This window comes from Kitasatospora sp. NPDC101108, from assembly GCF_055584725.1.
This window is the reverse complement of record NZ_JBVJLM010000025.1, coordinates 80,464-100,708: the sequence shown is the minus strand read 5'-3', so window position 1 is coordinate 100,708 and position 20,245 is coordinate 80,464. Positions and strand designations below refer to the sequence as shown.

At 72.1% G+C, this 20,245-nt stretch carries 19 protein-coding genes, 5 tRNA genes and 1 pseudogene; 16 read left to right on the top strand and 9 right to left on the bottom strand.

Translation table 11 applies throughout. The annotated features are described in order from the left end of the window. The 4 genes and pseudogenes from ACZ6Z8_RS34015 to ACZ6Z8_RS34000 all read right to left on the bottom strand — a co-directional run. A pseudogene (locus ACZ6Z8_RS34015) lies at window positions 1-134 on the bottom strand (ATP-binding protein); the annotation flags it as partial. Next, a complete protein-coding gene (locus tag ACZ6Z8_RS34010; RefSeq protein WP_030291321.1) occupies window positions 115-540 on the bottom strand; it encodes a DUF742 domain-containing protein in 426 nt (141 codons plus the stop codon). The gene ACZ6Z8_RS34010 and the pseudogene ACZ6Z8_RS34015, both read right to left, overlap by 20 nt. A gap of 161 nt (window positions 541-701) precedes the next feature. Further along, the gene (locus ACZ6Z8_RS34005; protein ID WP_030291361.1) at window positions 702-1,115 is read right to left on the bottom strand and encodes a roadblock/LC7 domain-containing protein; all 414 of its coding nucleotides are present in this window, start codon (window positions 1,113-1,115) and stop codon (window positions 702-704) included. 10 nt (window positions 1,116-1,125) lie between these two features. Beyond that, window positions 1,126-4,929: a sensor histidine kinase gene (locus ACZ6Z8_RS34000; protein WP_465613876.1), complete on the bottom strand. Its 3,804-nt coding sequence runs from the start codon at window positions 4,927-4,929 to the stop codon at window positions 1,126-1,128. 639 nt (window positions 4,930-5,568) lie between these two features. Between ACZ6Z8_RS34000 and ACZ6Z8_RS33995 the strand changes: the two genes are divergently transcribed. From ACZ6Z8_RS33995 to ACZ6Z8_RS33960, 8 genes are all read left to right on the top strand, one after another. Continuing rightward, window positions 5,569-5,787, top strand: coding sequence for a hypothetical protein (locus ACZ6Z8_RS33995; RefSeq protein WP_465613875.1), 219 nt, complete (start codon window positions 5,569-5,571; stop codon window positions 5,785-5,787). 273 nt (window positions 5,788-6,060) lie between these two features. Beyond that, window positions 6,061-6,861 carry a fumarylacetoacetate hydrolase family protein gene (locus ACZ6Z8_RS33990; protein ID WP_465613874.1) on the top strand — a complete coding sequence of 267 codons (801 nt, stop codon included), beginning with the start codon at window positions 6,061-6,063 and terminating at the stop codon, window positions 6,859-6,861. Beyond that, complete coding sequence (gene gltX / locus ACZ6Z8_RS33985; RefSeq protein WP_465613873.1) at window positions 6,854-8,353, top strand: glutamate--tRNA ligase; 1,500 nt, start codon at window positions 6,854-6,856, stop codon at window positions 8,351-8,353. The genes ACZ6Z8_RS33990 and gltX overlap by 8 nt, the downstream gene beginning before the upstream one ends. A 249-nt stretch (window positions 8,354-8,602) precedes the next feature. Beyond that, window positions 8,603-8,674 (top strand) — tRNA-Gln (locus ACZ6Z8_RS33980). Between the two features lie 49 nt (window positions 8,675-8,723). Continuing rightward, window positions 8,724-8,796, top strand: a tRNA-Glu gene (locus tag ACZ6Z8_RS33975). 27 nt (window positions 8,797-8,823) lie between these two features. Continuing rightward, window positions 8,824-8,896: transfer RNA gene (locus ACZ6Z8_RS33970), tRNA-Glu, on the top strand. A gap of 26 nt (window positions 8,897-8,922) precedes the next feature. Further along, window positions 8,923-8,995 (top strand) — tRNA-Glu (locus ACZ6Z8_RS33965). A gap of 49 nt (window positions 8,996-9,044) precedes the next feature. Further along, a tRNA-Gln gene (locus ACZ6Z8_RS33960) sits at window positions 9,045-9,119 on the top strand. A gap of 156 nt (window positions 9,120-9,275) precedes the next feature. On the opposite strand, the gene ACZ6Z8_RS33955 is transcribed toward ACZ6Z8_RS33960, so the two are convergent. Continuing rightward, complete coding sequence (locus ACZ6Z8_RS33955) at window positions 9,276-9,989, bottom strand: IclR family transcriptional regulator (protein WP_030246527.1); 714 nt, start codon at window positions 9,987-9,989, stop codon at window positions 9,276-9,278. Window positions 9,990-10,220: 231 nt separating this feature from the next. On the opposite strand from ACZ6Z8_RS33955, the gene leuC reads away from it, so the two are divergent. From leuC to ACZ6Z8_RS33935, 4 genes are all read left to right on the top strand, one after another. Continuing rightward, window positions 10,221-11,651, top strand: a complete 1,431-nt coding sequence (leuC, locus tag ACZ6Z8_RS33950; protein WP_465613872.1) for a 3-isopropylmalate dehydratase large subunit — start codon at window positions 10,221-10,223, stop codon at window positions 11,649-11,651. 3 nt (window positions 11,652-11,654) lie between these two features. Further along, the gene (leuD, locus tag ACZ6Z8_RS33945) at window positions 11,655-12,251 is read left to right on the top strand and encodes a 3-isopropylmalate dehydratase small subunit (protein WP_465613871.1); all 597 of its coding nucleotides are present in this window, start codon (window positions 11,655-11,657) and stop codon (window positions 12,249-12,251) included. 182 nt (window positions 12,252-12,433) lie between these two features. Next, a complete protein-coding gene (locus ACZ6Z8_RS33940) occupies window positions 12,434-12,784 on the top strand; it encodes an SCO5555 family protein (RefSeq protein ID WP_465613870.1) in 351 nt (116 codons plus the stop codon). Window positions 12,785-12,917: 133 nt separating this feature from the next. Next, the gene (locus ACZ6Z8_RS33935) at window positions 12,918-13,631 is read left to right on the top strand and encodes an HU family DNA-binding protein (protein WP_402828013.1); all 714 of its coding nucleotides are present in this window, start codon (window positions 12,918-12,920) and stop codon (window positions 13,629-13,631) included. A 216-nt stretch (window positions 13,632-13,847) separates the two neighbouring features. On the opposite strand, the gene ACZ6Z8_RS33930 is transcribed toward ACZ6Z8_RS33935, so the two are convergent. Continuing rightward, complete coding sequence (locus ACZ6Z8_RS33930) at window positions 13,848-14,072, bottom strand: hypothetical protein (RefSeq protein WP_465613869.1); 225 nt, start codon at window positions 14,070-14,072, stop codon at window positions 13,848-13,850. An 82-nt stretch (window positions 14,073-14,154) separates the two neighbouring features. Beyond that, window positions 14,155-14,838, bottom strand: a complete 684-nt coding sequence (gene cofC, locus ACZ6Z8_RS33925) for a 2-phospho-L-lactate guanylyltransferase (protein ID WP_465613868.1) — start codon at window positions 14,836-14,838, stop codon at window positions 14,155-14,157. Window positions 14,839-15,068: 230 nt separating this feature from the next. Between cofC and ACZ6Z8_RS33920 the strand changes: the two genes are divergently transcribed. The 3 genes from ACZ6Z8_RS33920 to ACZ6Z8_RS33910 all read left to right on the top strand — a co-directional run bounded on the left by ACZ6Z8_RS33920 (window position 15,069) and on the right by ACZ6Z8_RS33910 (window position 18,112). Continuing rightward, window positions 15,069-15,902 (top strand): lysophospholipid acyltransferase family protein, encoded by an 834-nt coding sequence (locus ACZ6Z8_RS33920; protein WP_465613867.1) that lies wholly within the window; start codon window positions 15,069-15,071, stop codon window positions 15,900-15,902. 14 nt (window positions 15,903-15,916) lie between these two features. Further along, the gene (locus tag ACZ6Z8_RS33915; protein ID WP_465613881.1) at window positions 15,917-16,900 is read left to right on the top strand and encodes an NAD(P)H-dependent glycerol-3-phosphate dehydrogenase; all 984 of its coding nucleotides are present in this window, start codon (window positions 15,917-15,919) and stop codon (window positions 16,898-16,900) included. Window positions 16,901-16,966: 66 nt separating this feature from the next. Next, entirely contained in the window at window positions 16,967-18,112 is a 1,146-nt protein-coding gene (locus tag ACZ6Z8_RS33910) for a D-alanine--D-alanine ligase family protein (protein WP_465613866.1), read from the top strand. A gap of 60 nt (window positions 18,113-18,172) precedes the next feature. Here the strand turns inward: ACZ6Z8_RS33910 and ACZ6Z8_RS33905 are convergent, their stop codons facing one another. Both ACZ6Z8_RS33905 and ACZ6Z8_RS33900 read right to left on the bottom strand, forming a co-directional pair. Continuing rightward, window positions 18,173-18,691, bottom strand: coding sequence for a DUF3515 domain-containing protein (locus tag ACZ6Z8_RS33905; RefSeq protein WP_465613865.1), 519 nt, complete (start codon window positions 18,689-18,691; stop codon window positions 18,173-18,175). Between the two features lie 19 nt (window positions 18,692-18,710). Then, on the bottom strand, window positions 18,711-18,944 hold the full coding sequence (locus ACZ6Z8_RS33900; RefSeq protein WP_380417325.1) for an Lrp/AsnC family transcriptional regulator: 234 nt from the start codon (window positions 18,942-18,944) through the stop codon (window positions 18,711-18,713). Window positions 18,945-19,151: 207 nt separating this feature from the next. Here ACZ6Z8_RS33900 and ACZ6Z8_RS33895 point away from each other — a divergent pair, with 207 nt between their 5' ends. Beyond that, on the top strand, window positions 19,152-20,117 hold the full coding sequence (locus ACZ6Z8_RS33895; RefSeq protein WP_465613864.1) for a thiamine-phosphate kinase: 966 nt from the start codon (window positions 19,152-19,154) through the stop codon (window positions 20,115-20,117). Window positions 20,118-20,245: the final 128 nt, after the last annotated feature.

Genomic DNA, 20,245 nt, shown 5'->3' with positions numbered 1-20,245 from the left:
GCTTCGGTGCGCAGGGGGTTGATCTCGGAGACGGCGCCGACGAGCGTGGTCTTGCCGACACCGAAGCCGCCCGCGATGACGATCTTCGCGGAGGTCGTGGCGCGGGCGGGTCCGTTAGAGCTTGCGAAGTCCACTGAGGACCCTTTCGAGCAGCGTGACATCGGGCGTTCCGCCCGACTCGCCCGCGGCGGCGGGCTGGTGGATGGCGACGAGACCGGCCTCGGCCAGGTCGGCCACGAGGATGCGGGCCACACCGAGCGGCACGCCGGCCAGTGCGGAGATCTCCGCGATGGACTTGACCTCACGGCAGAGGTTCACGATCCGGGCGTGCTCGGGCAGCAGCCCGGTGGTGCGCTCGGCCGAGCCCGTGGTCGAGATCAGCGCCTCGATCGCGAGCTGGTACCGGGGCCGGGTCCGGCCGCCGGTCATCGCGTACGGGCGGACCAGCGGCTGCTGCTCGTAGCCGTCGGACTGCTGCCCGCCGTAGCCGCTGCCGTACCCGTTGCCGTACGGGCCGGCGGGTGTCGAGGGCGGGGTCATGGGTCCTCCTTGTGCTGCAGCCTTGGGCAGCCGGTTCCAGCTGGGGCGGTGCCAGCTGAGGCGGGATCAGCTGCCTGAGGGTAGCTGAGGGTGGGGCGCCGGGTCCGGTCGGGTCGGACCCGGTGCGGGGTGGAACGGTGGGAGATCCGCGCGGGTTCCGGTCAGTGCAGGAGACTGCCCTGGAGTTCCGCGCGGAGTGCGGGGGTGAGGACGGCGCCGGCTCGGTCGACGAGCAGGGCCATCTCGTAGCCGACGAGGCCGATGTCGGAGTCGGGTGCGGCCAGGACGGCGAGGGCGGAGCCGTCGCTGATGGCCATCAGGAAGAGGAAGCCGCGCTCCATCTCGACGACGGTCTGGTTGACCTCGCCGCCTTCGAAGATCCGGCTGGCGCCGGAGGTGAGGGAGGTGAGGCCGGAGGCGACGGCGGCGAGCTGGTCGGCGCGGTCACGCGGGAAGCCTTCCGACATGCACAGCAGGAGGCCGTCCGCGGAGACCACCACGGTGTGGGACACCCCGGGGGTGTTGTCCACGAAATTGGTGATCAGCCAGTTCAGGTTCTGTGCGGCCTGGCTCATCTGGTTCAACTCAACGCTCCTGGTGATCTGCGCCGTTGCCGTCGGTCCGGCCACCGAAACTATCGAATCCGGGCTGCTGGGCACCATGCTGGAAGGCCGGCGGGTTGCCGACCTGCTCGGCCCCGGCCCGGCGGCCCTGCTGGATGCCGCGGCGCAGGTTGGTCAGGCGGCCGCGGACCTCCTCGGGGGCCCGGGAGACCTGGGGACCGGTCAGCGGTGAGGCCTCGGCGGTGCCGGAGACCAGGTTGGCCTGCGGGGTCCGCCGGGGGAGGCCGGACATGGTGACACCGCTGGTCGAGGGCTCGCGGACCTGCTCGGCCCGGCGCCAGCGCTCGTCGTTCGCGGACGGGCGCCACGGCGCGTCACCGGCGCCCGGCTGGCCCTGCTGCGGCTGGCCCGGCTGGGGCTGGCCCTGCGGGGCCTGCTGCTGCGGCACCTGGGGCTGCGGCACCTGGGGCTGAGCCTGCTGCGGCCAGCCGTCCTGCTGGAGCTCCGGCGCGGAGGTGCCGGGACGGCGCGGCTGGTACGACCCGGGCCGAGCCTGCTGCGGGCCCTCGGCCTGCTGCGGGTACCACGGCTGCTCGCCGGTGACCTCGGACGGGCCGGTCGGCAGCGCCATCGGCTCCTGCCGCTGCTGCTGGACCGGCTGCTGCTGGACCGGCTGGGGCTGCACCGGCTGCGGCTGGGCCGGGTTCGGCACGTTCGGCAGCACCGGCTCCACCAGGCCGAGGCCCAGCGGGTCACGCGGGTCGATCTGGCTGGCCTCGAAACGCGGCCGGGCGAACTGCTGGGTGCTCTCCACCGGGGCCGGCTCGGCCGCCGGCAGCGGCTGGGGCTGCTGCTGCGGGGGCAGCTGCGGCTGGCGGCCCGGCTGCTGGGCGTCCGGACCGGGGCGCTGCGGACGGCGCTGGCCCTGCTGGCCCTGCGGACCCTGGGGGCCCTGCGGCCCCTGACCCTGACGGACCGGGGTACCGGGGCCCTGGCGGCCGGGGGCGCGCTGCGGCAGGCCGTCCTGCGGACGGTTGCCCGGACGGGCACCCTGCTGCGGGGCGCCGGGACCGCCCGGACGGCCGTGCTGCGGCTGCTCGCCGGTCTGCGGGACCGGCGCGCCCGGACCGGCCTCGGGGCGCGGACGCTCCTGGCCGGGGCGGCCCTGGCCGCGGCGCGGCAGACCGTTCGGGCCGCCCTGCGGCGGGCCCTGACGGCCCGGGGCGCGCTGCGGCAGACCGCCCTGCGCCGACTGCTGCGGCCGGCCCTGCGGAACCTGCTGCTGCGGAACCTGCTGCTGCGGAACCTGCTGCTGCGGAGCCTGCTGGGGCTGGCCCTGCTGTCCCTGCTGGCCCTGCTGGGGCTGGCCCTGCTGGGCGGGCGCCGGCCGGCCCTGGCCGCTCCGGCCGGGCAGACCGGAACCCTGGCCGCGGCCCTTCTGCTCCTGCTGGCCCGTCGGCGACGCCGGGTTCTCGCGCAGCGACTGGCCGACCTGACGGGTCGGCAGTCCGCCCAGCCCGCCGGCGCGGCCGCCGGGCGCACCCGGGCCGGTCGGCGCGGCAGGGGCCGGAGCAGCCGGACCGCCCTGGCCGAGCTGCGGACGGCCGCCCTGCGGCGCGCCGCCGGACGGGCCCTGGCCGAGCGCGGCCGGACCGTTCTGACGGCCGGGCGGCACCTGGCGCTGCTGGCGCGGCGTCGGGGCGACCCCGCGCTGCTGCTTGCCCGGGCCGCCGGAGCCCGCACGGCCGGGGGCCCGGCGCTCGGCGGAGTTGGTGACGTCGACCGGGAGCATGACCAGCGCGGTGGTGCCGCCGGAGTCGCTCGGACGCAGCTGGATCCGGATGCCGTGTCGCAGGGACAGGCGGCCGACCACGAACAGGCCCATGCGGCGGGAGACGGAGACGTCCACCGTCGGCGGGTTGGCCAGGCGCTCGTTGATGTCGGCGAGGTCGTCGGGGCTGAGGCCGATGCCGGTGTCGTGGATCTCGACCAGCACCCGGCCGTCGGGCAGGGCGTGGCCGGTGACCCGGACGCGGGTCTGCGGGCTGGAGAACGAGGTGGCGTTCTCCAGCAGCTCGGCGAGCAGGTGGACGAGGTCGTTGACGACGCGGCCGGCGACCTCGGCCGACGGCACGGCGGCGAGTTCGATGCGCTCGTACTGCTCCACCTCGGAGGCGGCGGCGCGGAGCACGTCGACCAGCGGGACGGGGCGGGTCCAGCGTCGGCCCGGGTCCTCACCCGCGAGGACGAGGAGGTTCTCACCGTTGCGGCGCATGCGGGTCGCGAGGTGGTCCAGCTTGAACAGGTTGGCCAGCTGGTCCGGGTCGGCCTCGCGGCTCTCCAGCTCGGAGATCAGCGACAGCTGGCGCTGGATGAGGCCCTGGCTGCGGCGCGAGAGGTTGGTGAACATCGCGTTGATGTTGCCTCGCAGGAGGGCCTGCTCGGCGGCGAGGCGGACGGCCTCGCTGTGCACCATGTCGAACGCGTGGGCCACGTGGCCGATCTCGTCGGTCGAGTCGACGGCGACCGGCTCGACCGTGGTGTCGACGTCGTGCGGGTCGCTCTCGGAGAGCGTCTTGACCAGCTCGGGCAGGCGCCGCTCGGCGACGTCCTCGGCCGCGGTCTGCAGACGGGTCAGCGAGCGCACCATCGAGCGGGCGATCAGACCGGCGCCGCCGAGGGCGACGAGCAGGGTCAGGGCGACGGCGGCACCGATGATCAGGGCCTCGGTGTCGGCCTGGGACTGGAGGTCCTGGGCCTTTCCGTCGAGGTCCTCGATCAGCTTGGACTCGATCCGGCGCTCGGCGGTGATCTTGGTGCTGGCCTTCTCGTACCAGTCCTTGTACGTGACCGGCTCGGTCTGGTGGATGCCGCCCGGCTGGAGGATCGAGCGCGAGTAGCGGTCGGCCTCGGCGACCACGTTGTTGTAGCTCAGCTGGCCGCGCAGGTTGTCCAGATCGTGCGCGGAGTAGATGTTGTTGAAGCCGTTGAGCGCGTTGTCGTACGTGGTGCGCAGGCGGATGCCGAAGGACTCGTCGCTCGCGCTCAGGTCCGGGCTCTTGGGGTTGGCCAGACCGGCGCTGATCAGCGCCCGCTGCTGCGAGGTGGCGTCCTTGGCCAGCGAGAACTGCTGCAGGGCGCGGGTGGCGACCAGCAGGTCCTTGTTGTTGGAGGCGAGCGCGATGTCCTGGGTGATGTCCAGCAGGTCGCGGATGATCACGTCGTACGCGGTGATCGTCGCCTGGATGTTCTGGTTGTTCTGGTACGGCGTGTTGCGCGCGTCCGCGATCGAGTTCAGGTCCTTGCGGATCTGGAACAGCAGCGCCTTCCCACCGGAGAGTTCGAGGTTCTCGAACTTGTCCGAGGAGGTGGTGAAGGTGCGGCTGAGGTCGTCGGTGGACTTGCGGGCGGCGACGATGTCGTCGTCCAGCGGCTCGTTCGGCTTGTTGGTGATGTAGCCGGCGCTGATGTCGCGCTCGGTCTGCAGGGCGTCCGCGAGGTTGGTCGCCTTCTTGGCCAGGTCGGACAGGTTGGCCATCTGGGCGAGTTGCTGCGAGTTCTCCAGCGAGGTCTGGATGCGCAGACCGCCGAGGACCAGCGAGACCAGGACGGGCAGCGCGAGCAGGGCGATCAGGCGGGTGCGGATGCGCCAGTTGCGCATCGCGAGCCGGCTCAGACCCGTGGCGCGGCGCCTGGTCAGGGTGGTCCGGAGCTTGTCCCTGGCGGACTTGCGCTCCTGGCCGTCGTCCTCCGGCCGGGCGGGGGCCTCGGGCGTCATCGGGTCGGCCGGGCCACCGGGGGCCGCCGCCTGCTGAGGGGCTGCCACAGGCTCGCGCGACTCCGGGTCACCCGCGCCGCCGCTACCCCTTTTGAAACGTCCCTGCACTGGCGTCGCAACCTCTGGACCGGGCGTCCCGCCGCGTCGCCACGGCCTGGACGGTGTCGAGTTTCCATCCGCACCCCGGCCGGTCCGGGAGAGCGGGTCGCCGGGGGTGGACTGCTCCCTACCCACGGTCCGTGGCATTCCAGCACAGCGAGGGAATCCCAACAAGGGCCGCAGGAACCGGCCGCCGTGTACTACCGACCGCATGCGTGTTCTCACGGACTGTGCGGTAACCGGACCGGAATACCGCCTTTTTCGGACACTCGCCGGATACATGCCAACGTGGCCCGAGATCGACAAGAGTCGCAGACCTGCCGGAATGACCGTTCCGCGTGGAATGTCGGAAAATTCCGGTGCGGCGAAATGTCGGATATAAGTGATTTGCTCGTCAATTTGTGAGCAAAATCACAGACTAATGTGTAGCTTTGGTCACGGCGTCTGTGGAAAGAGATCTCGTAACCTGGCTGTCTCCGGAGCACGGCCCTGATCAGCCTGCCCAGAACCCCTCCGAATCAATCGGAATCACTCCGGCCGGTGCGGATCCCTGGCGATCCACCCGGCCACGACCACGAGGTGCTCTCGATGTCCCTGGCGAAGAAGGCCACCAAGTCCACGCTGTCCTGCCGCTCGACGGCGAATCCGCGCCGGACCACGCTGGCCTCGGTCGAGGACTTCAGCAAGATCCCGGGCGCCCGCAGGGCCGAGGACGTCGTCACCTACGGCACCGAGCTGCCGGCCGTCACCGCCAACCCGCGCCGCACCCAGCTGATGGTCGCCCCGGTCGTCACCGTCCGGGACTGATCCGACCAGCGCTCCGCCGAGGGCGCCGTGGACCCGCACCGCCGTGGTCCACGGCGCCCTCGGCCGTCAGGGCCCGCCCCCTCCGGGCGCTCCCGCCCCTTCGGCTCGGGGCGGGTCCACCCCAGCCGTGCTGAACCAGGGCAAAGCGGTCGGGAGGGGCCCCACGCGATAGCCTGGACGTCGATTGACGGGGCCGCGCCCGGTGCGGGCGAGGCGCCCGAGCAGCGCCCGGGGGCGCCCCGGGCGGCCGACGAAGCGAGGGGTAGCCCAGCCGTGCGCATTGCCAGGTTTTCCGTCCGGGAAGGGAGCCCTGCCGCCGGCAGCGTTTCCTTCGGCGTGGTCGAGGGGGACCCTTCCCAGCCCGACTCGCTGGTCGTCCACGAGCTGGCCGGCCACCCGTTCGGCCAACCCCAGCCCACCGGTGAGAGCTACCGCTTCCAGGACGTCAGGCTGCTCAGCCCGATGCTCCCCAACAAGATCGTGGCGGTCGGCCGCAACTACGCGGCGCACGCGGCCGAGCTGGGCAACGACGTCCCGGACGTCCCGCTCACCTTCTTCAAGCCGTCCACCTCGGTGATCGGCCCGACCGAGAACATCGCGTACCCGCCGTTCTCCTCGGACGTCCACCACGAGGCCGAACTCGCCGTGGTGATCGGCCGGATGTGCCGCGAGGTGCCGCTGGACCGGGTGCCCGAGGTGATCCTCGGCTACACCTGCGCGAACGACGTCACCGCCCGGGACGTCCAGCAGCGCGAGGGCCAGTGGGCGCGGGCCAAGGGCTTCGACACCGCCTGCCCGCTGGGGCCGTGGATCGAGACCGACCTCGACCCGGGTGACCTCGCCGTCACCTGCACGGTCAACGGCGAGCTCCGCCAGACCGGCCGCACCTCCCTGATGGTCCGCTCGGTCGCCGAGCTGATCGTCCACATCTCCGAGGCCATGACGCTGCTGCCCGGCGACGTCATCCTCACCGGCACGCCCGCAGGGGTGGGCCCGCTCAACGTCGGCGACGAGGTCGCCGTCTCCATCGAAGGCATCGGCACTCTCACCAACAAGGTGATCAAGCGTGGCTAACACTGACCCGGCCGTCCGGGTTCGCTTCTGTCCCTCCCCGACCGGCAACCCCCACGTGGGCCTGGTCCGCACCGCCCTCTTCAACTGGGCCTACGCCCGCCACAACGGCGGCACGCTGGTCTTCCGGATCGAGGACACCGACGCGGCCCGCGACTCCGAGGAGTCGTACGAGCAGCTGCTCGACGCGATGCGCTGGCTCGGCTTCGACTGGGACGAGGGCCCGGAGGTCGGCGGCCCGCACGAGCCGTACCGGCAGTCGCAGCGGATGGACATCTACGCGGACGTCGCCCGCCGCCTGCACGAGGCCGGGCACGCCTACTACTGCTACTGCAGCACCGAGGAACTGGACGCCCGCCGCGAGGCCGCCCGCGCGGCCGGCAAGCCCTCCGGCTACGACGGCCACTGCCGGAACCTGACCGACGACCAGGTCGCCGTCTACAAGCTGGAGAAGCGCGAGCCGATCCTGCGCTTCCGGATGCCCGACAAGACCATCGCGTTCGACGACCTGGTCCGCGGCACGCTCAGCTTCGAGCCGGAGAACGTGCCGGACTACGGCATCGTCCGGGCGAACGGCGCCCCGCTGTACACCCTGGTCAACCCGGTCGACGACGCCCTGATGGGCATCACCCACGTGCTGCGCGGCGAGGACCTGCTGTCCTCCACCCCGCGGCAGATCGCGCTGTACGAGGCGCTCGCCGAGATCGGCGTCGGCACCGGCGCCACCCCGCGCTTCGGCCACCTGCCGTACGTGATGGGCGAGGGCAACAAGAAGCTCTCCAAGCGCGACCCGCAGGCCTCGCTCAACCTCTACCGCGAGCGCGGCTTCATCCGTGAGGGCCTGCTCAACTACCTGTCCCTGCTGGGCTGGTCGCTGGCCGACGACCGCGACATCTTCGACATGGACGAGCTGATCGCGGCCTTCGACATCGCGAAGGTGAACTCCAACCCGGCCCGCTTCGACCTGAAGAAGTGCGAGGCGATCAACGCCGAACACGTCCGCAAGCTGGCCCCGGAGGACTTCGTCCGCCGCCTGGTGCCGTACCTCCAGGCCCCCGGCCTGCTGCCGGCCGAGCCCACCGCCGAGCAGCTGGACCTGCTCGCCAAGGTGGCGCCGCTCACCCAGGAGCGGATGGTCGTCCTCAGCGAGATCGTGAACATGGCCGGCTTCCTGTTCGTCGACCCGGCCGACTTCACCGTCGACCCGGACGACGCCGCCAAGGTGCTGACCGCCGACGCCCGCCCGGTGCTGGAGGCCAGCGTCAAGGCCCTGGAGGAGCTCGCGGACTTCACCCCGGAGCCGATCCAGGCCGCGCTGCGCGAGGCGCTGGTGGAGGGGCTGGGCATCAAGCCCAAGTTCGCCTTCACGCCGCTGCGGGTGGCCGTCACGGGCCGCCGGGTCTCGCCGCCGCTGTTCGAGTCGATGGAGCTGCTCGGCCGCCCCGAGACGCTCCGCCGGCTGCGCTCCGCCCTGGACGCCCTGCCGGCCGCCTGAGGCCGTCCTCAGGGGCCTCTGAGCAGCCCGCGGGCCCGGCTCCGTGCCGGGCCCGCGGCGCACCCGGACGCCCCCGGACGTCCTCCCGGCCGCTGCCTGCGGTTATCGATTTTGGAGCCGGGGCCGACGTCGGGTAATGTTCTTTCTGCGCCGCCCGGGAGGGAACGGACGAGGGAGCGAAAGCCCCTCGGAACGGGACCGACCGAGAGGCGCAACGCCTGAGAAGGCCCCGCAGGGGTTCAACTCTGGTGGGGTATGGTGTAATTGGCAGCACGACTGATTCTGGTTCAGTTAGTCTAGGTTCGAGTCCTGGTACCCCAGCGCTGTACGATCGGCAACGGTCGCACGAGCAGGACAAATGAAGATCCAAGCCCCCGTTGTGTAGCGGCCTAGCACGCTGCCCTCTCACGGCAGTAGCGCCGGTTCGAATCCGGTCGGGGGTACTGATCCCGCAAGGGATCACCTGGAAAGCCCCCGTTGTGTAGCGGCCTAGCACGCTGCCCTCTCACGGCAGTAGCGCCGGTTCGAATCCGGTCGGGGGTACTGATCCCGCAAGGGATCGCCAGGAAGCCCCCGTTGTGTAGCGGCCTAGCACGCTGCCCTCTCACGGCAGTAGCGCCGGTTCGAATCCGGTCGGGGGTACTTCAGAGCAGGAAGCCGATGGGCTCGCCCATCGGCCCTTGCTTTGTGTTGGGGTATGGTGTAATTGGCAGCACGAGTGATTCTGGTTCATTTAGTCTAGGTTCGAGTCCTGGTACCCCAGCCAGTAAATGGAAAGGCCCCGCCCGCCGGGGTCTTTTTTGTTTTCCCCGAATGCTTTCGAAGGGCCCCGCTCGGAGTCGAGCGGGGCCCTTTCGTTTTCGGTGGGGGAGTGGGGGGAGTGGGGGAACGGGGGCGGGGTGGGTGGGGGAAGTCGGCCGGGTCAGCTCCGGCGCAGCGCCTCGGTGAGCCGGTTCGCGGCCTCGATGATGGCCTGGGCGTGCAGCCGGCCCGGGTGGCGGGTCAGGCGCTCGATCGGGCCGGAGACGGAGACGGCGGCCACCACGCGGTTGGAGGGGCCGCGTACGGGTGCGGAGACGGACGCGACGCCCGGCTCCCGCTCGCCGATCGACTGGGCCCAGCCGCGCCGCCGGACGCCGCTCAGCGCGGTGGCGGTGAAGCGGGCGCCCTGGAGGCCGCGGTGGAGCCGCTCGGGCTCCTCCCAGGCCAGCAGGACCTGGGCGGCCGAGCCGGCCTTCATCGGCAGGGTGCTGCCGACCGGGACGGTGTCCCGCAGGCCGGAGAGCCGCTCGGCGGCGGCTACGCAGATCCGCATCTCGCCCTGGCGGCGGTAGAGCTGTGCGCTCTCGCCGGTGACGTCGCGCAGGTGGGTCAGGACCGGGCCCGCGGTGGCGAGCAGCCGGTCCTCGCCCGCCGCGGCGGAGAGTTCGGACAGGCGGGGGCCGAGGATGAAACGCCCCTGCATGTCCCTGGTGACCAGACGGTGGTGTTCGAGTGCGACGGCGAGTCTGTGGGCCGTGGGGCGCGCCAGACCGGTGGCGGCGACCAGCCCCGCCAACGTGGCGGGGCCCGACTCCAGTGCGCTCAGCACCAGAGCGGCCTTGTCGAGAACGCCGACGCCGCTAGTGTTGTCCATGCCCTAAGACTGCAGTCTCATTCCGCGAGACGCAAGTTCAATCTTCCGGGAAAAGCGCCACTCTGGAAGCAGCAGCCCGGGAGACATCCAGGATGGGACCTCGTCAGAGTGTCCGCATCGTGGACAGCGATCCGGCGTGCAGGTCTCGCGAACGCGCTCCGCACCGACGGCGCACGCAGTGACCCCGATGACACGAGAAGGCCGGCAACGCGGCCGGCTGGAGGGAATCCGATGGGACGGACACTCGCAGAGAAGGTCTGGGACGACCACGTCGTGCGGCGCGCGGAGGGCGAGCCCGACCTCCTGTTCATCGACCTGCACCTGCTCCACGAGGTCACCAGCCCGCAGGCCTTCGACGGGCTGCGGCTGGCCGGCCGCAAGGTCCGCCGCACCGATCTGACGATCGCCACCGAGGACCACAACACCCCGACCCTGGACATCGACAAGCCGATCGCCGACCCGGTCTCCCGGGTGCAGCTGGAGACCCTGCGCCGCAACGCGGCCGAGTTCGGCGTCCGGATCCACTCGCTCGGCGACGTCGAGCAGGGCGTGGTCCACGTCGTCGGTCCCCAGCTCGGCCTGACCCAGCCCGGCACCACCGTGGTCTGCGGCGACTCCCACACCTCCACCCACGGCGCCTTCGGCGCGCTGGCGTTCGGCATCGGCACCAGCCAGGTCGAGCACGTGCTGGCCACCCAGACCCTGCCGCTGGCGCCGTTCCGGACCATGGCGATCACCGTCGAGGGCGAACTGCCCGAGGGCGTCACGGCCAAGGACCTGATCCTGGCCGTCATCGCGAAGATCGGCACCGGCGGCGGCCAGGGCTACGTCCTGGAGTACCGCGGTTCGGCGATCCGGAGCCTGTCCATGGAGGCCCGGATGACCGTCTGCAACATGTCCATCGAGGCGGGCGCCCGGGCCGGCATGATCGCCCCGGACGAGACCACCTTCGCCTACCTCAAGGGCCGCCCGCACGCCCCGCAGGGCGAGGACTGGGACGCCGCCGTCGAGTACTGGCGGACCCTGGTCACCGACGAGGACGCGGTCTTCGACCACGAGGTGTTCATCGACGCGAGCGAGCTGACCCCGTTCGTCACCTGGGGCACCAACCCCGGCCAGGGCGCCCCGCTCGGCTCGAACGTCCCCCACCCCGAGGACTTCGCGGACCCGCAGGAGCGGGTGGCCGCCGAGAACGCCCTGAAGTACATGGGCCTTGAGGCCGGCACCCCGCTGCGCGAGGTCGCCGTCGACGCCGTCTTCGTCGGCTCCTGCACCAACGGCCGGATCGAGGACCTGCGCGCCGCCGCCGCCGTCCTGGAGGGCCGCAAGGTCGCCGACGGGGTACGGATGCTGGTCGTCCCCGGATCCGTACGGGTCGCCCTGCAGGCCGTCGAGGAGGGCCTGGACAAGGTGTTCACCGCCGCGGGGGCCGAATGGCGGCACGCCGGCTGCTCGATGTGCCTGGGCATGAACCCCGACCAGCTCGCCCCCGGCGAGCGCTGCGCCTCCACCTCGAACCGCAACTTCGAGGGCCGCCAGGGCAAGGGCGGCCGCACCCACCTGGTCTCCCCGCAGGTCGCCGCCGCGACCGCCGTCCTGGGCCGTCTGGCCTCCCCGTCCGACCTGTCCGACCGTTTCGCCGACGTCGCCGTGGAGGCCTGAGCCATGGAGAAGTTCACCACCCACACCGGCCGGGCCGTCCCGCTGCGCCGCAGCAACGTGGACACCGACCAGATCATCCCGGCCCATTGGCTCAAGAAGGTCACCCGATCCGGTTTCGAGGACGGGCTGTTCGAGGCCTGGCGCAAGGACGACTCGTTCATCCTCAACCGGCCCGAGCGCCGGGGCGCCACCGTCCTGGTGGCCGGGCCCGAGTTCGGCACCGGCTCCTCCCGCGAGCACGCCGTCTGGGCGCTGCAGAACTACGGCTTCCACGCGGTGATCTCCTCGCGGTTCGCCGACATCTTCCGCGGCAACTCGCTCAAGAACGGCCTGCTGACCGTCGTGCTGCCCCAGGAGACCGTGGAACGACTCTGGTCGCTCACCGAGAGTGACCCTTCGGCCGAGATCACCGTTGATCTGGAGAAGCGGGAAGTCCGGGCCGAAGGCGTCACCGCGCCCTTCGAACTGGACGACAACGTCCGGTGGCGGCTGCTCAACGGCCTGGACGACATCAGCATCACCCTGCAGAACGAGGCCGACATCGCCGCCTACGAGGCGACCCGTCCGGCGTTCAAGCCCCGTACTCTGCCGGTCTCCTGAGTTCCCCTCAGAACAAGCATTCTGACGATCCACCGGATGGCCCGCGCTCCCCCTCGGGGGGGCCGGGCCATCCGGCGTTCCGGAGCACGAGTTAGCGCCGGGCCCTCCCCGGATTGCCCATTCGGCTTTGCGGAAGAGGGCCCCGCGCAAGTACAACTGCGGGTAGATGGCACAATCAGTACATGCACCGGCACCATGAACCTCCGTACGCGGGCGGCGAACCCGCGTCCGAGGAGTCCGTGGGCCGGGGAGCCGAACGCCGAATTGACGATCGGCCGGACGACACCTCCGCAACACCAGCTGAGGCGCCGGACGACCCGGAAGTCGCAGCGCTCTACGCGCTCGTGGCCGAGCGGTTGAAGCAAGCTCACGCCCGCGTGCATGCGCTGAACGTGTCTGTCGATGCAAAGACCGCTCTCACCCGTCAACTGCTCATCGTCACGGAGACCGCCAAGCGCGATCTTCCGGAGGCGGCAAGGCGGTTGAGTCGCTTTGTACATGACCTCGACGAGGGGCACCCGCCGCTCGACTGAGGTCGCGGACGCGCAAATCCATTGCGACACTAGGGTGATTCGCGCGTTTGGTAATTGAAAGTCCGCAGATACATACCTAACGTGCGAAAAGAACGGATGGAATCATCCGGCGCCCGTTTCCGAAGGGGAAGACGTGAACAAGGCTCAGCTTGTCGAAGCGGTGGCCGAGCAGCTGGGCGGTCGCAAGGCTGCCGCAGAGGCCGTCGACGCAGTGCTCGACACCATGGTCCGTGCCGTTGTGGCCGGTGACCGGGTTTCGGTCACCGGTTTCGGCACCTTCGAGAAGGTGGAGCGCTCCGCGCGCTTCGCCCGCAACCCGCAGACCGGCGAGCGGGTCAAGGTCAAGAAGACCTCGGTCCCCCGCTTCCGCCCGGGCCAGGGCTTCAAGGACCTGGTCAGCGGCAGCAAGAAGCTGCCGAAGGAAGGCCCCTCGGTGAAGAAGGCCCCCAAGGGCTCCCTCACCCCGGGCAAGACCGGTGTCGCCGCGACCCCGGCTGCCAAGCGTGCCGCCACCAAGCGCGCCGCCACCGCTGCCGCCGCCGCCCCGGCCGCGACCAAGAAGGCCGCCGCCAAGAAGGCGACCACCACGGCTGCCGCCAAGAAGACCACGGCCACCGCCGCGAAGAAGGCGCCCGCCGCCAAGAAGGCGACCACCACCGCCGCCGCCAAGAAGACCACGGCGACCGCGACCAAGAAGACGGCCGCCGCCAAGAAGGCGACCACCACCGCCGCCGCCAAGAAGACCACGGCCACCGCCAAGAAGGCGACCGCCACGGCCAAGAAGACGGCGCCGGCGAAGAAGACCGCCACCCGCAAGACCACCGCGCGCAAGACCTCTGCCAAGTAGGTCCCGCGCGACCGTCCTCGGACGGCCTTCGGCCAGGAGCCGCGGCACCCCCTCCCGCGAACGCGGAGACCGGGTGGCCGCGGCTCTCTCGATTTCCGGGCGCTCAGTCAGGATTCGGTGGCAGCCGTCGGCCGGGCGCGGAGAACCGCGGGACCGGTGGGAACGCCGGGAACGGTGGTGTCGCCGGTACCGGCGCGGGAGCCGGGGACCGGCAGGTCAGCGGCCCTCGGCGGGGTCGGGGAAGGTCTGCAGGGTCACGAAGACCACCCGGCGGGCCTCGCCGGTGCCCTCGGTGCGGATCCGCACCCGCTGGCCGGGCCGCAGCAGCCGCAGGCCGCCGGCGTCGAAGGCGGCCGCGTCGAACGGCACCGGGGTCCCGTCGTCGAGCAGCACGGAGCCGGCCCGGGTGGCGGGGTCGAAGGTGAACGCGGTGGCCTGCATGCCAGCAGCATAGCGAGCGGCCCGGACGGGCCCGCCGCTCAGGAGTGCTCCCGGAACGGGTGCGCGAAGCGCCGGGCGCGGGTCAGGAACGACTCATCCGGGCGAACAGCGCACTGGTGTACGGGCCCAGGCCGAGCGCCGCCGCCTCGTCGAGGTCGGTACCGGTGTCGACGTCCCGGCGCACCGACTCCACGCCCGCCAGGCGCAGTTCGAGCGCCCCGCCGGCCGCGTGCCGGGCCCGTGAGCCGTCCCCGAAGGCGGGGGAGAGCGGCCGGCCGGGGGCGCTGGCGAGCAGGGTGGTGCCCAGGCCGGGGGAGTCGGGCAGGAAGGCCCGTCCGTCCGTCGGCACCGCTCCCAGTACCCGGGCGAGTTCGGCCGGCCGCAGGGCCGGCAGGTCCGCCGACAGGGCGGCCAGCGGTGCCCGCGGGGCGAGCGCGAGGGCGGCCGAGGCGCCGTGCGCCAGCGCCCGGTTGAGGCCGCCGCCGGGCTCGTCGGCGACCACCAGGGCGCCGAGCGCGGCCAGCCGGGCACCGGCCGTGGCGTCCCGGGTGACCACCAGGACGCGGGCGACGCCGGGGGTGGCCAGCGCGGCGGTGACCGTGTCGAGGGCGAAGGACAGGGCCAGCCCGGCCCGGTGCGGCCCCGCGTACGGGGCCAGTCGGCTCTTCGCCAGGGCGAGCGGCTTGAGCGGCAGCACCAGCGACCAGTCGGCGGCGGGTGCGGCGGGCGCGGCGGGCCCGCTGGGGCGTACGGTGTCCTGGGTCATCGGCGTCATTGTGACGCCGGTCCCGGAACCCTCGCCAGGCCGTCCGAACTGTGCGGACGTGCGTTTGATCACGCCCGCCGGGCGGGTTGGTGCGGTCGCTCGACAGCCGGTGAGCAGGCGGGCGACACTGTTCCGCGCCCGTGCGCCGGGCCCCGGTCGCAGCGGTGCGCGGCACCGGGAGGCTATGACCGCGGCACCCCACGTGCCGCATCGAAAGAGAAGGAGCTGGGGTGGCCCGCCGCTCGTACGCCAAGTTCGGCAACGCCGACTACGGCATCTGGTACCGCTTCGCGGCCGTGCTGGTGAAGCCGGTGACGACCGCCCTGGTGAAGCCCGACTGGCGGGGCTGGGAGCACATTCCGAAGGAAGGCGGCTTCATCGCCGCGGTCAATCACAATTCGATCATCGACCCGGTGATCTACGCGCACTGGCAGTACAACAGCGGGCGTCCGCCGCGGATTCTCGGGAAGTCCTCGCTGTTCTCCATTCCCTTCATCGGATTCATGCTCCGCAAGACCGGTCAGATTCCGGTGTTCCGCGAGTCCACCGACGCCGCGCAGGCTTTCCGGGCCGCGATCGACGCCGTCAACAGCGGCCAGTGCGTGCAGTTCTACCCGGAGGGAACGCTCACCCGGGACCCGGACCTGTGGCCGATGACCGGCAAGAACGGCGTCGCCCGGGTCGCGCTGATGACCGGTGCGCCGGTCATCCCGGTCGCGCACTGGGGCGCCCACGAGATCATCCCGCCGTACGGCCGGGGCGGTTACGGCAAGGGCAAGTTCAACCTGTTCCCGCGGCACCGGGTGACCGTGGCGGCCGGGCCCGCGGTCGACCTGAGCAAGTACCGGGGCCAGGAGCTCACCGCCCAGGTGCTCAACGACGCCACCGAGGACATCATGGCGGCGATCACCGCCGTGCTGGCCGGGATCCGCGGCGAGCAGCCGCCGGCCGAGCGCTACGACATGCGCAAGGCCGCCCGCGAGCGGGCCGCCGCCGCGCTGGCCGAGCGCCGCCGGGCCAAGGGCGGCCCCGGCGACAACGACAGTGAGGGGACGGGCCGGTGACCCGCTGCGCCGTGATGGGGACGGGCTCGTGGGGCACCGCGTTCGCGATGGTGCTGGCCGACGCCGGCTGCGAGGTCGTGCTGTGGGCCCGCCGCCAGGAGCTGGTGGACGCCGTCAACACCACCCACGAGAACCCGGACTACCTGCCGGGCGTCCGGCTCCCCGACTCCGTCCGGGCCACCACCGACGCCGCCGAGGCGCTGGCCGGCGCCGACTTCGCGGTGCTGGTGGTGCCCTCGCAGACACTGCGCGACAACCTGGCCGCCTGGGCGCCGCTGATCGAGCCGCAGACCGTGCTGGTGAGCCTGATGAAGGGCATCGAACTCGGCACCGCCAAGCGGATGAGCGAGGTCATCGACGAGGTCACCAAGGTCGGCCCGGAGCGGGTCGCGGTGGTCAGCGGGCCCAACCTGGCCAAGGAGATCGCCAACCGTCAGCCCGCCGCGAGCGTGGTGGCCTGCACGGACGAGTCGGTCGCCAAGCGGCTGCAGGCGGCCTGCCACACGCCGTACTTCCGGCCGTACACCAACACCGACGTGGTCGGCTGCGAACTCGGCGGCGCGGTCAAGAACGTGATCGGCCTGGCCGTCGGCATGGCGGCCGGGATGGGGCTCGGCGACAACACCAAGGCGACGCTGATCACCCGCGGGCTGGCCGAGACCGCCCGGCTCGGCGAGGTGCTGGGCGCCGACCCGCACACCTTCGCGGGGCTGGCCGGGATGGGCGACCTGGTCGCCACCTGCTCCTCGCCGCTGTCGCGCAACAACACCTTCGGCATGAACCTGGGCCGGGGCATGTCGCTGGCCGAGACCATCGCGGCCACCCGGCAGACCGCGGAGGGCGTCAAGTCCTGCGAGTCGGTGCTGGACCTGGCCCGGCGCAGCGGGGTCGACATGCCGATCGTCGAGGCCGTGGTGGACGTGGTGCACAACGGGCGGCCGACCCAGGAGGCGCTGCAGGCGCTGATGTCGCGCTCGGCCAAGGCGGAGCGGCGCTGACGTCGCGGCGCTCCGGGAAGGCGTTGACTTCCCGGAAACACGTCGCACGGTAGTCTCGAACGCGATATGAGCATCGAACAGACCCCCCCGAACCCGTCCGCCTCGAAGCCGCGCGTGGCGCTGGTCTTCGGCGGGCGCAGCTCCGAGCACGCGATCTCGGTCTCGACCGCGGGCAGCGTTCTGCGGGCGATCGACCGCGACAAGTACGACGTGCTTCCGATCGGCATCACCCACGAGGGCCGTTGGGCGCTGACCAGCGACGAGCCGGCCCGGATGGCGATCACCGACGGCCGGCTGCCGGACGTCGCGCACGTCGCCGAGGACGTCGACGGGCAGGTCGCGCTGCCGGTCTCCCCGGGCAGCCGTGAGGTTCTGCTGAGCGAGCCCGGGAGCGCCCCCAAGGCGCTCGGCGAGGTCGACGTGGTGTTCCCGCTGCTGCACGGCCCGTGGGGCGAGGACGGCACCCTCCAGGGTCTGCTGGAACTCTCCGGCGTCCCGTACGTCGGCAACGGCGTGCTGGCCAGCGCGGCCGGCATGGACAAGGAGTTCGCCAAGCGGATCCTGGCCTCGCACGGCCTGGGCGTCGGCCACTACACGGTCGTGCGGCCGCGCGAGTGGGACACCGAGCAGGGCCGCGCCGCCGTGCGCGAGCGGGTCGCCGAGCTCGGCCTGCCGGTGTTCGTGAAGCCCTGCCGGGCCGGTTCCAGCATCGGCATCACCAAGGTCCGGGACCTGGCCGAGCTGGACGCCGCGATCGAGGAGGCCCGTCGGCACGACCCCAAGCTGATCATCGAGGCGGGCGTCTCCGGCCGCGAGATCGAGTGCGGCGTGCTGGAGTTCGAGGACGGCCCGCGGGCCAGCGTCCCGGCCGAGGTGCTGGTCGGCGAGGGCTTCGACTTCTACGACTTCGAGGCCAAGTACATCGACTCCTCCGAGGTCCGGATCCCGGCCGAGCTGACCGCCGAGGAGGTCGCGGAGATCCGGCGCCAGGCGGTGGCCGCGTTCGAGGCCTTCGGCTGCGAGGGCCTGGCCCGGGTGGACTTCTTCCTGCTGGAGGACGGCAGCTGGATGATCAACGAGATCAACACCATGCCGGGCTTCACCCCGATCTCCGCCTACCCGAAGATGTGGGAGGCCAGCGGGGTCTCGTACGCGGAGCTGATCGACCGGCTGCTGCAGAGCGCGCTGCGCCGCTCGACCGGCCTCCGGTAGCACGGAGCGGGGGCGGGCCGGGGAAGCACCGGCCCGCTCCCTTCGGTTCGGGGCGGTGCTTCAGCCGGGGATGTTGGCCTTGACGAGCGGGGTCAGCGCGGCGGCCGGGTCGAAGGCGTTCTGCGCGGCTCCGGCCGGGACGGTCACCTCGACGTAGGCGGCGCGCATGGTCGTCACGAAGCGGTAGCCGCCGTCGTCGAGCTTCTGGGACCACCAGGTGACGTCGTCGACGGTCGGGGACAAGTCCGCGGCGTGCGGGCCGTCCAGTTCCTCCGGCCGGTCGACGCCGCAGCGCAGCACCGTCCGGGGCGAGCTGCCCCAGGCGGCCACGTACGGCGAGGCGGGCGACGGGTCCCTGCGGGGGTGGCCGAGCAACTCCTGCGGGAGCGCCGCGGCCAGGGCCCGGCAGTAGCCGGCCGCCCGGCCCGAGGGCTGCGGCACCTCGACGGCCGGGTCGGCCGAACTCCAACTGCCGACCAGCGCCACCACGGCGCAGGTCAGCGCCACCGGCACGGCCAGCCAGCGGACCGGCGCGGGGAGCGCGGTCAGCGCCTTCGGGATGCGGAGTTCTCTGGCCACCCGCCGATGGTAGCCGGGGCTACAGATGGACCACCGGACAGGTGAGGGTGCGGGTGATGCCCTCCACCTTCTGGACCTTGGCGACCACCATGCGGCCCAGGTCGTCCACCGTCTCGGCCTCGGCCTTGACGATCACGTCGTACGGACCGGTGACGTCCTCGGCGGTGAGCACGCCGGGGATCTTCGAGATGGTCTCGGCCACCGCGGTGGCCTTCCCTACCTCGGTCTGGATCAGGATGTATGCCTGTACCACGGGTGACCTCCCGGCGGCCGGTTGGGGGGATCGCCGCCGTGATCGCCCGGTCTGGCGCAGGGGTGGATGCGGGCTCACCGGCAGGCTGATCACCACGCTACCGCGCAGCGGGCCGGGGAGGGGAGACTTCCGCACCCCCGAAGGGCGTACGCTGCGCGCGGGGGAGCGCGACGGGGGCTGGAACTTGGAAACGCGAGAGGACGGCAGATGCAGGGGACCGTGGGCGAGCTCGGCGAGTTCGGACTCATCAGGGAGCTGACCGCCCGGGTACCGCTCACCGACGCGGTCGACCTCGGCCCCGGGGACGACGCCGCGGTGGTGAAGGCCCCGGACGGCCGGGTGGTGGCCACCACGGACGTCCTGATCGAGAACCGGCACTTCCGCCGGGACTGGTCCACCGCCTACGACGTGGGCCGCAAGGCCGCCGCCCAGAACCTCGCCGACGTGGCCGCGATGGGCGCGGTGCCGACCGCGATACTGCTCGGGCTGGTCGCCCCCGCCGACCTGCCGACCACCTGGGCCACCGAGCTGATGGACGGGCTGCGCGACGAGTGCCAGGTCGCCGGGGCGACGGTGGTCGGCGGCGACGTGGTGCGTGGCGACACCGTCACGCTGGCGATCACGGCGCTCGGCGACCTCCAGGGGCGCGCGGCGGTGACGCGCTCCGGCGCCCAGGTCGGCGACGTGGTCGCGGTGAGCGGCTGGTTGGGCTGGTCCGCGGCCGGACTGACCGTGCTGCAGCGCGGGTTCCGCTCCCCGCGCGCCTTCGTGGAGGCGCACCGCCGGCCCGAGCCGCCGTACCACTCGGGCCCGGCCGCGGCCGAGTTGGGCGCGACCTCGATGATCGACGTGAGCGACGGGCTGGTCGCCGACCTCGGCCACGTGGCCCGGGCCAGCGAGGTGGACATCGACCTGAGGGCCGCCGACTTCGACGTCCCGGCGCAGATGGCCGACATCGGACAGGCGGTCGGGGTGGACCCGTTGGTCTGGGTGCTGTCCGGCGGTGAGGACCACGCGATCGTGGCGACCTTCCCGCGCGGGGTCCAACTCCCTTCCCGCTGGCGGGTGGTGGGCGAGGTCACCGGCCGTCCGCGGGGTTCGCGCAGCGGTCGGGTGACGGTCGACGGCGCACCCTGGGACCGGGTCGGCGGCTGGGACCACTTCTCCGAGTGACGCACCTCGCCGACCGGGGTACGGCGTACGGCTGACGGGCCGTGGACACCGGTGCGGGCGCGTGACGCTCCGGGCGTTGCGGCGGCGGGCTTCCAGGATGCGTTTTGCGTAGGCTTGCGGCATCCGGG

Coding starts and splice junctions, on each gene's coding strand:
- ACZ6Z8_RS34010 (WP_030291321.1), bottom strand. CDS start 540: ATGACCCCGCCCTCGACACCCGCCGGCCCGTACGGCAACGGGTACGGC.
- ACZ6Z8_RS34005 (WP_030291361.1), bottom strand. CDS start 1,115: ATGAGCCAGGCCGCACAGAACCTGAACTGGCTGATCACCAATTTCGTG.
- ACZ6Z8_RS33995 (WP_465613875.1), top strand. CDS start 5,569: ATGTCCCTGGCGAAGAAGGCCACCAAGTCCACGCTGTCCTGCCGCTCG.
- ACZ6Z8_RS33955 (WP_030246527.1), bottom strand. CDS start 9,989: ATGGACAACACTAGCGGCGTCGGCGTTCTCGACAAGGCCGCTCTGGTG.
- leuC (WP_465613872.1), top strand. CDS start 10,221: ATGGGACGGACACTCGCAGAGAAGGTCTGGGACGACCACGTCGTGCGG.
- leuD (WP_465613871.1), top strand. CDS start 11,655: ATGGAGAAGTTCACCACCCACACCGGCCGGGCCGTCCCGCTGCGCCGC.
- ACZ6Z8_RS33940 (WP_465613870.1), top strand. CDS start 12,434: ATGCACCGGCACCATGAACCTCCGTACGCGGGCGGCGAACCCGCGTCC.
- ACZ6Z8_RS33930 (WP_465613869.1), bottom strand. CDS start 14,072: ATGCAGGCCACCGCGTTCACCTTCGACCCCGCCACCCGGGCCGGCTCC.
- cofC (WP_465613868.1), bottom strand. CDS start 14,838: ATGACCCAGGACACCGTACGCCCCAGCGGGCCCGCCGCGCCCGCCGCA.
- ACZ6Z8_RS33915 (WP_465613881.1), top strand. CDS start 15,917: ATGGGGACGGGCTCGTGGGGCACCGCGTTCGCGATGGTGCTGGCCGAC.
- ACZ6Z8_RS33910 (WP_465613866.1), top strand. CDS start 16,967: ATGAGCATCGAACAGACCCCCCCGAACCCGTCCGCCTCGAAGCCGCGC.
- ACZ6Z8_RS33895 (WP_465613864.1), top strand. CDS start 19,152: ATGCAGGGGACCGTGGGCGAGCTCGGCGAGTTCGGACTCATCAGGGAG.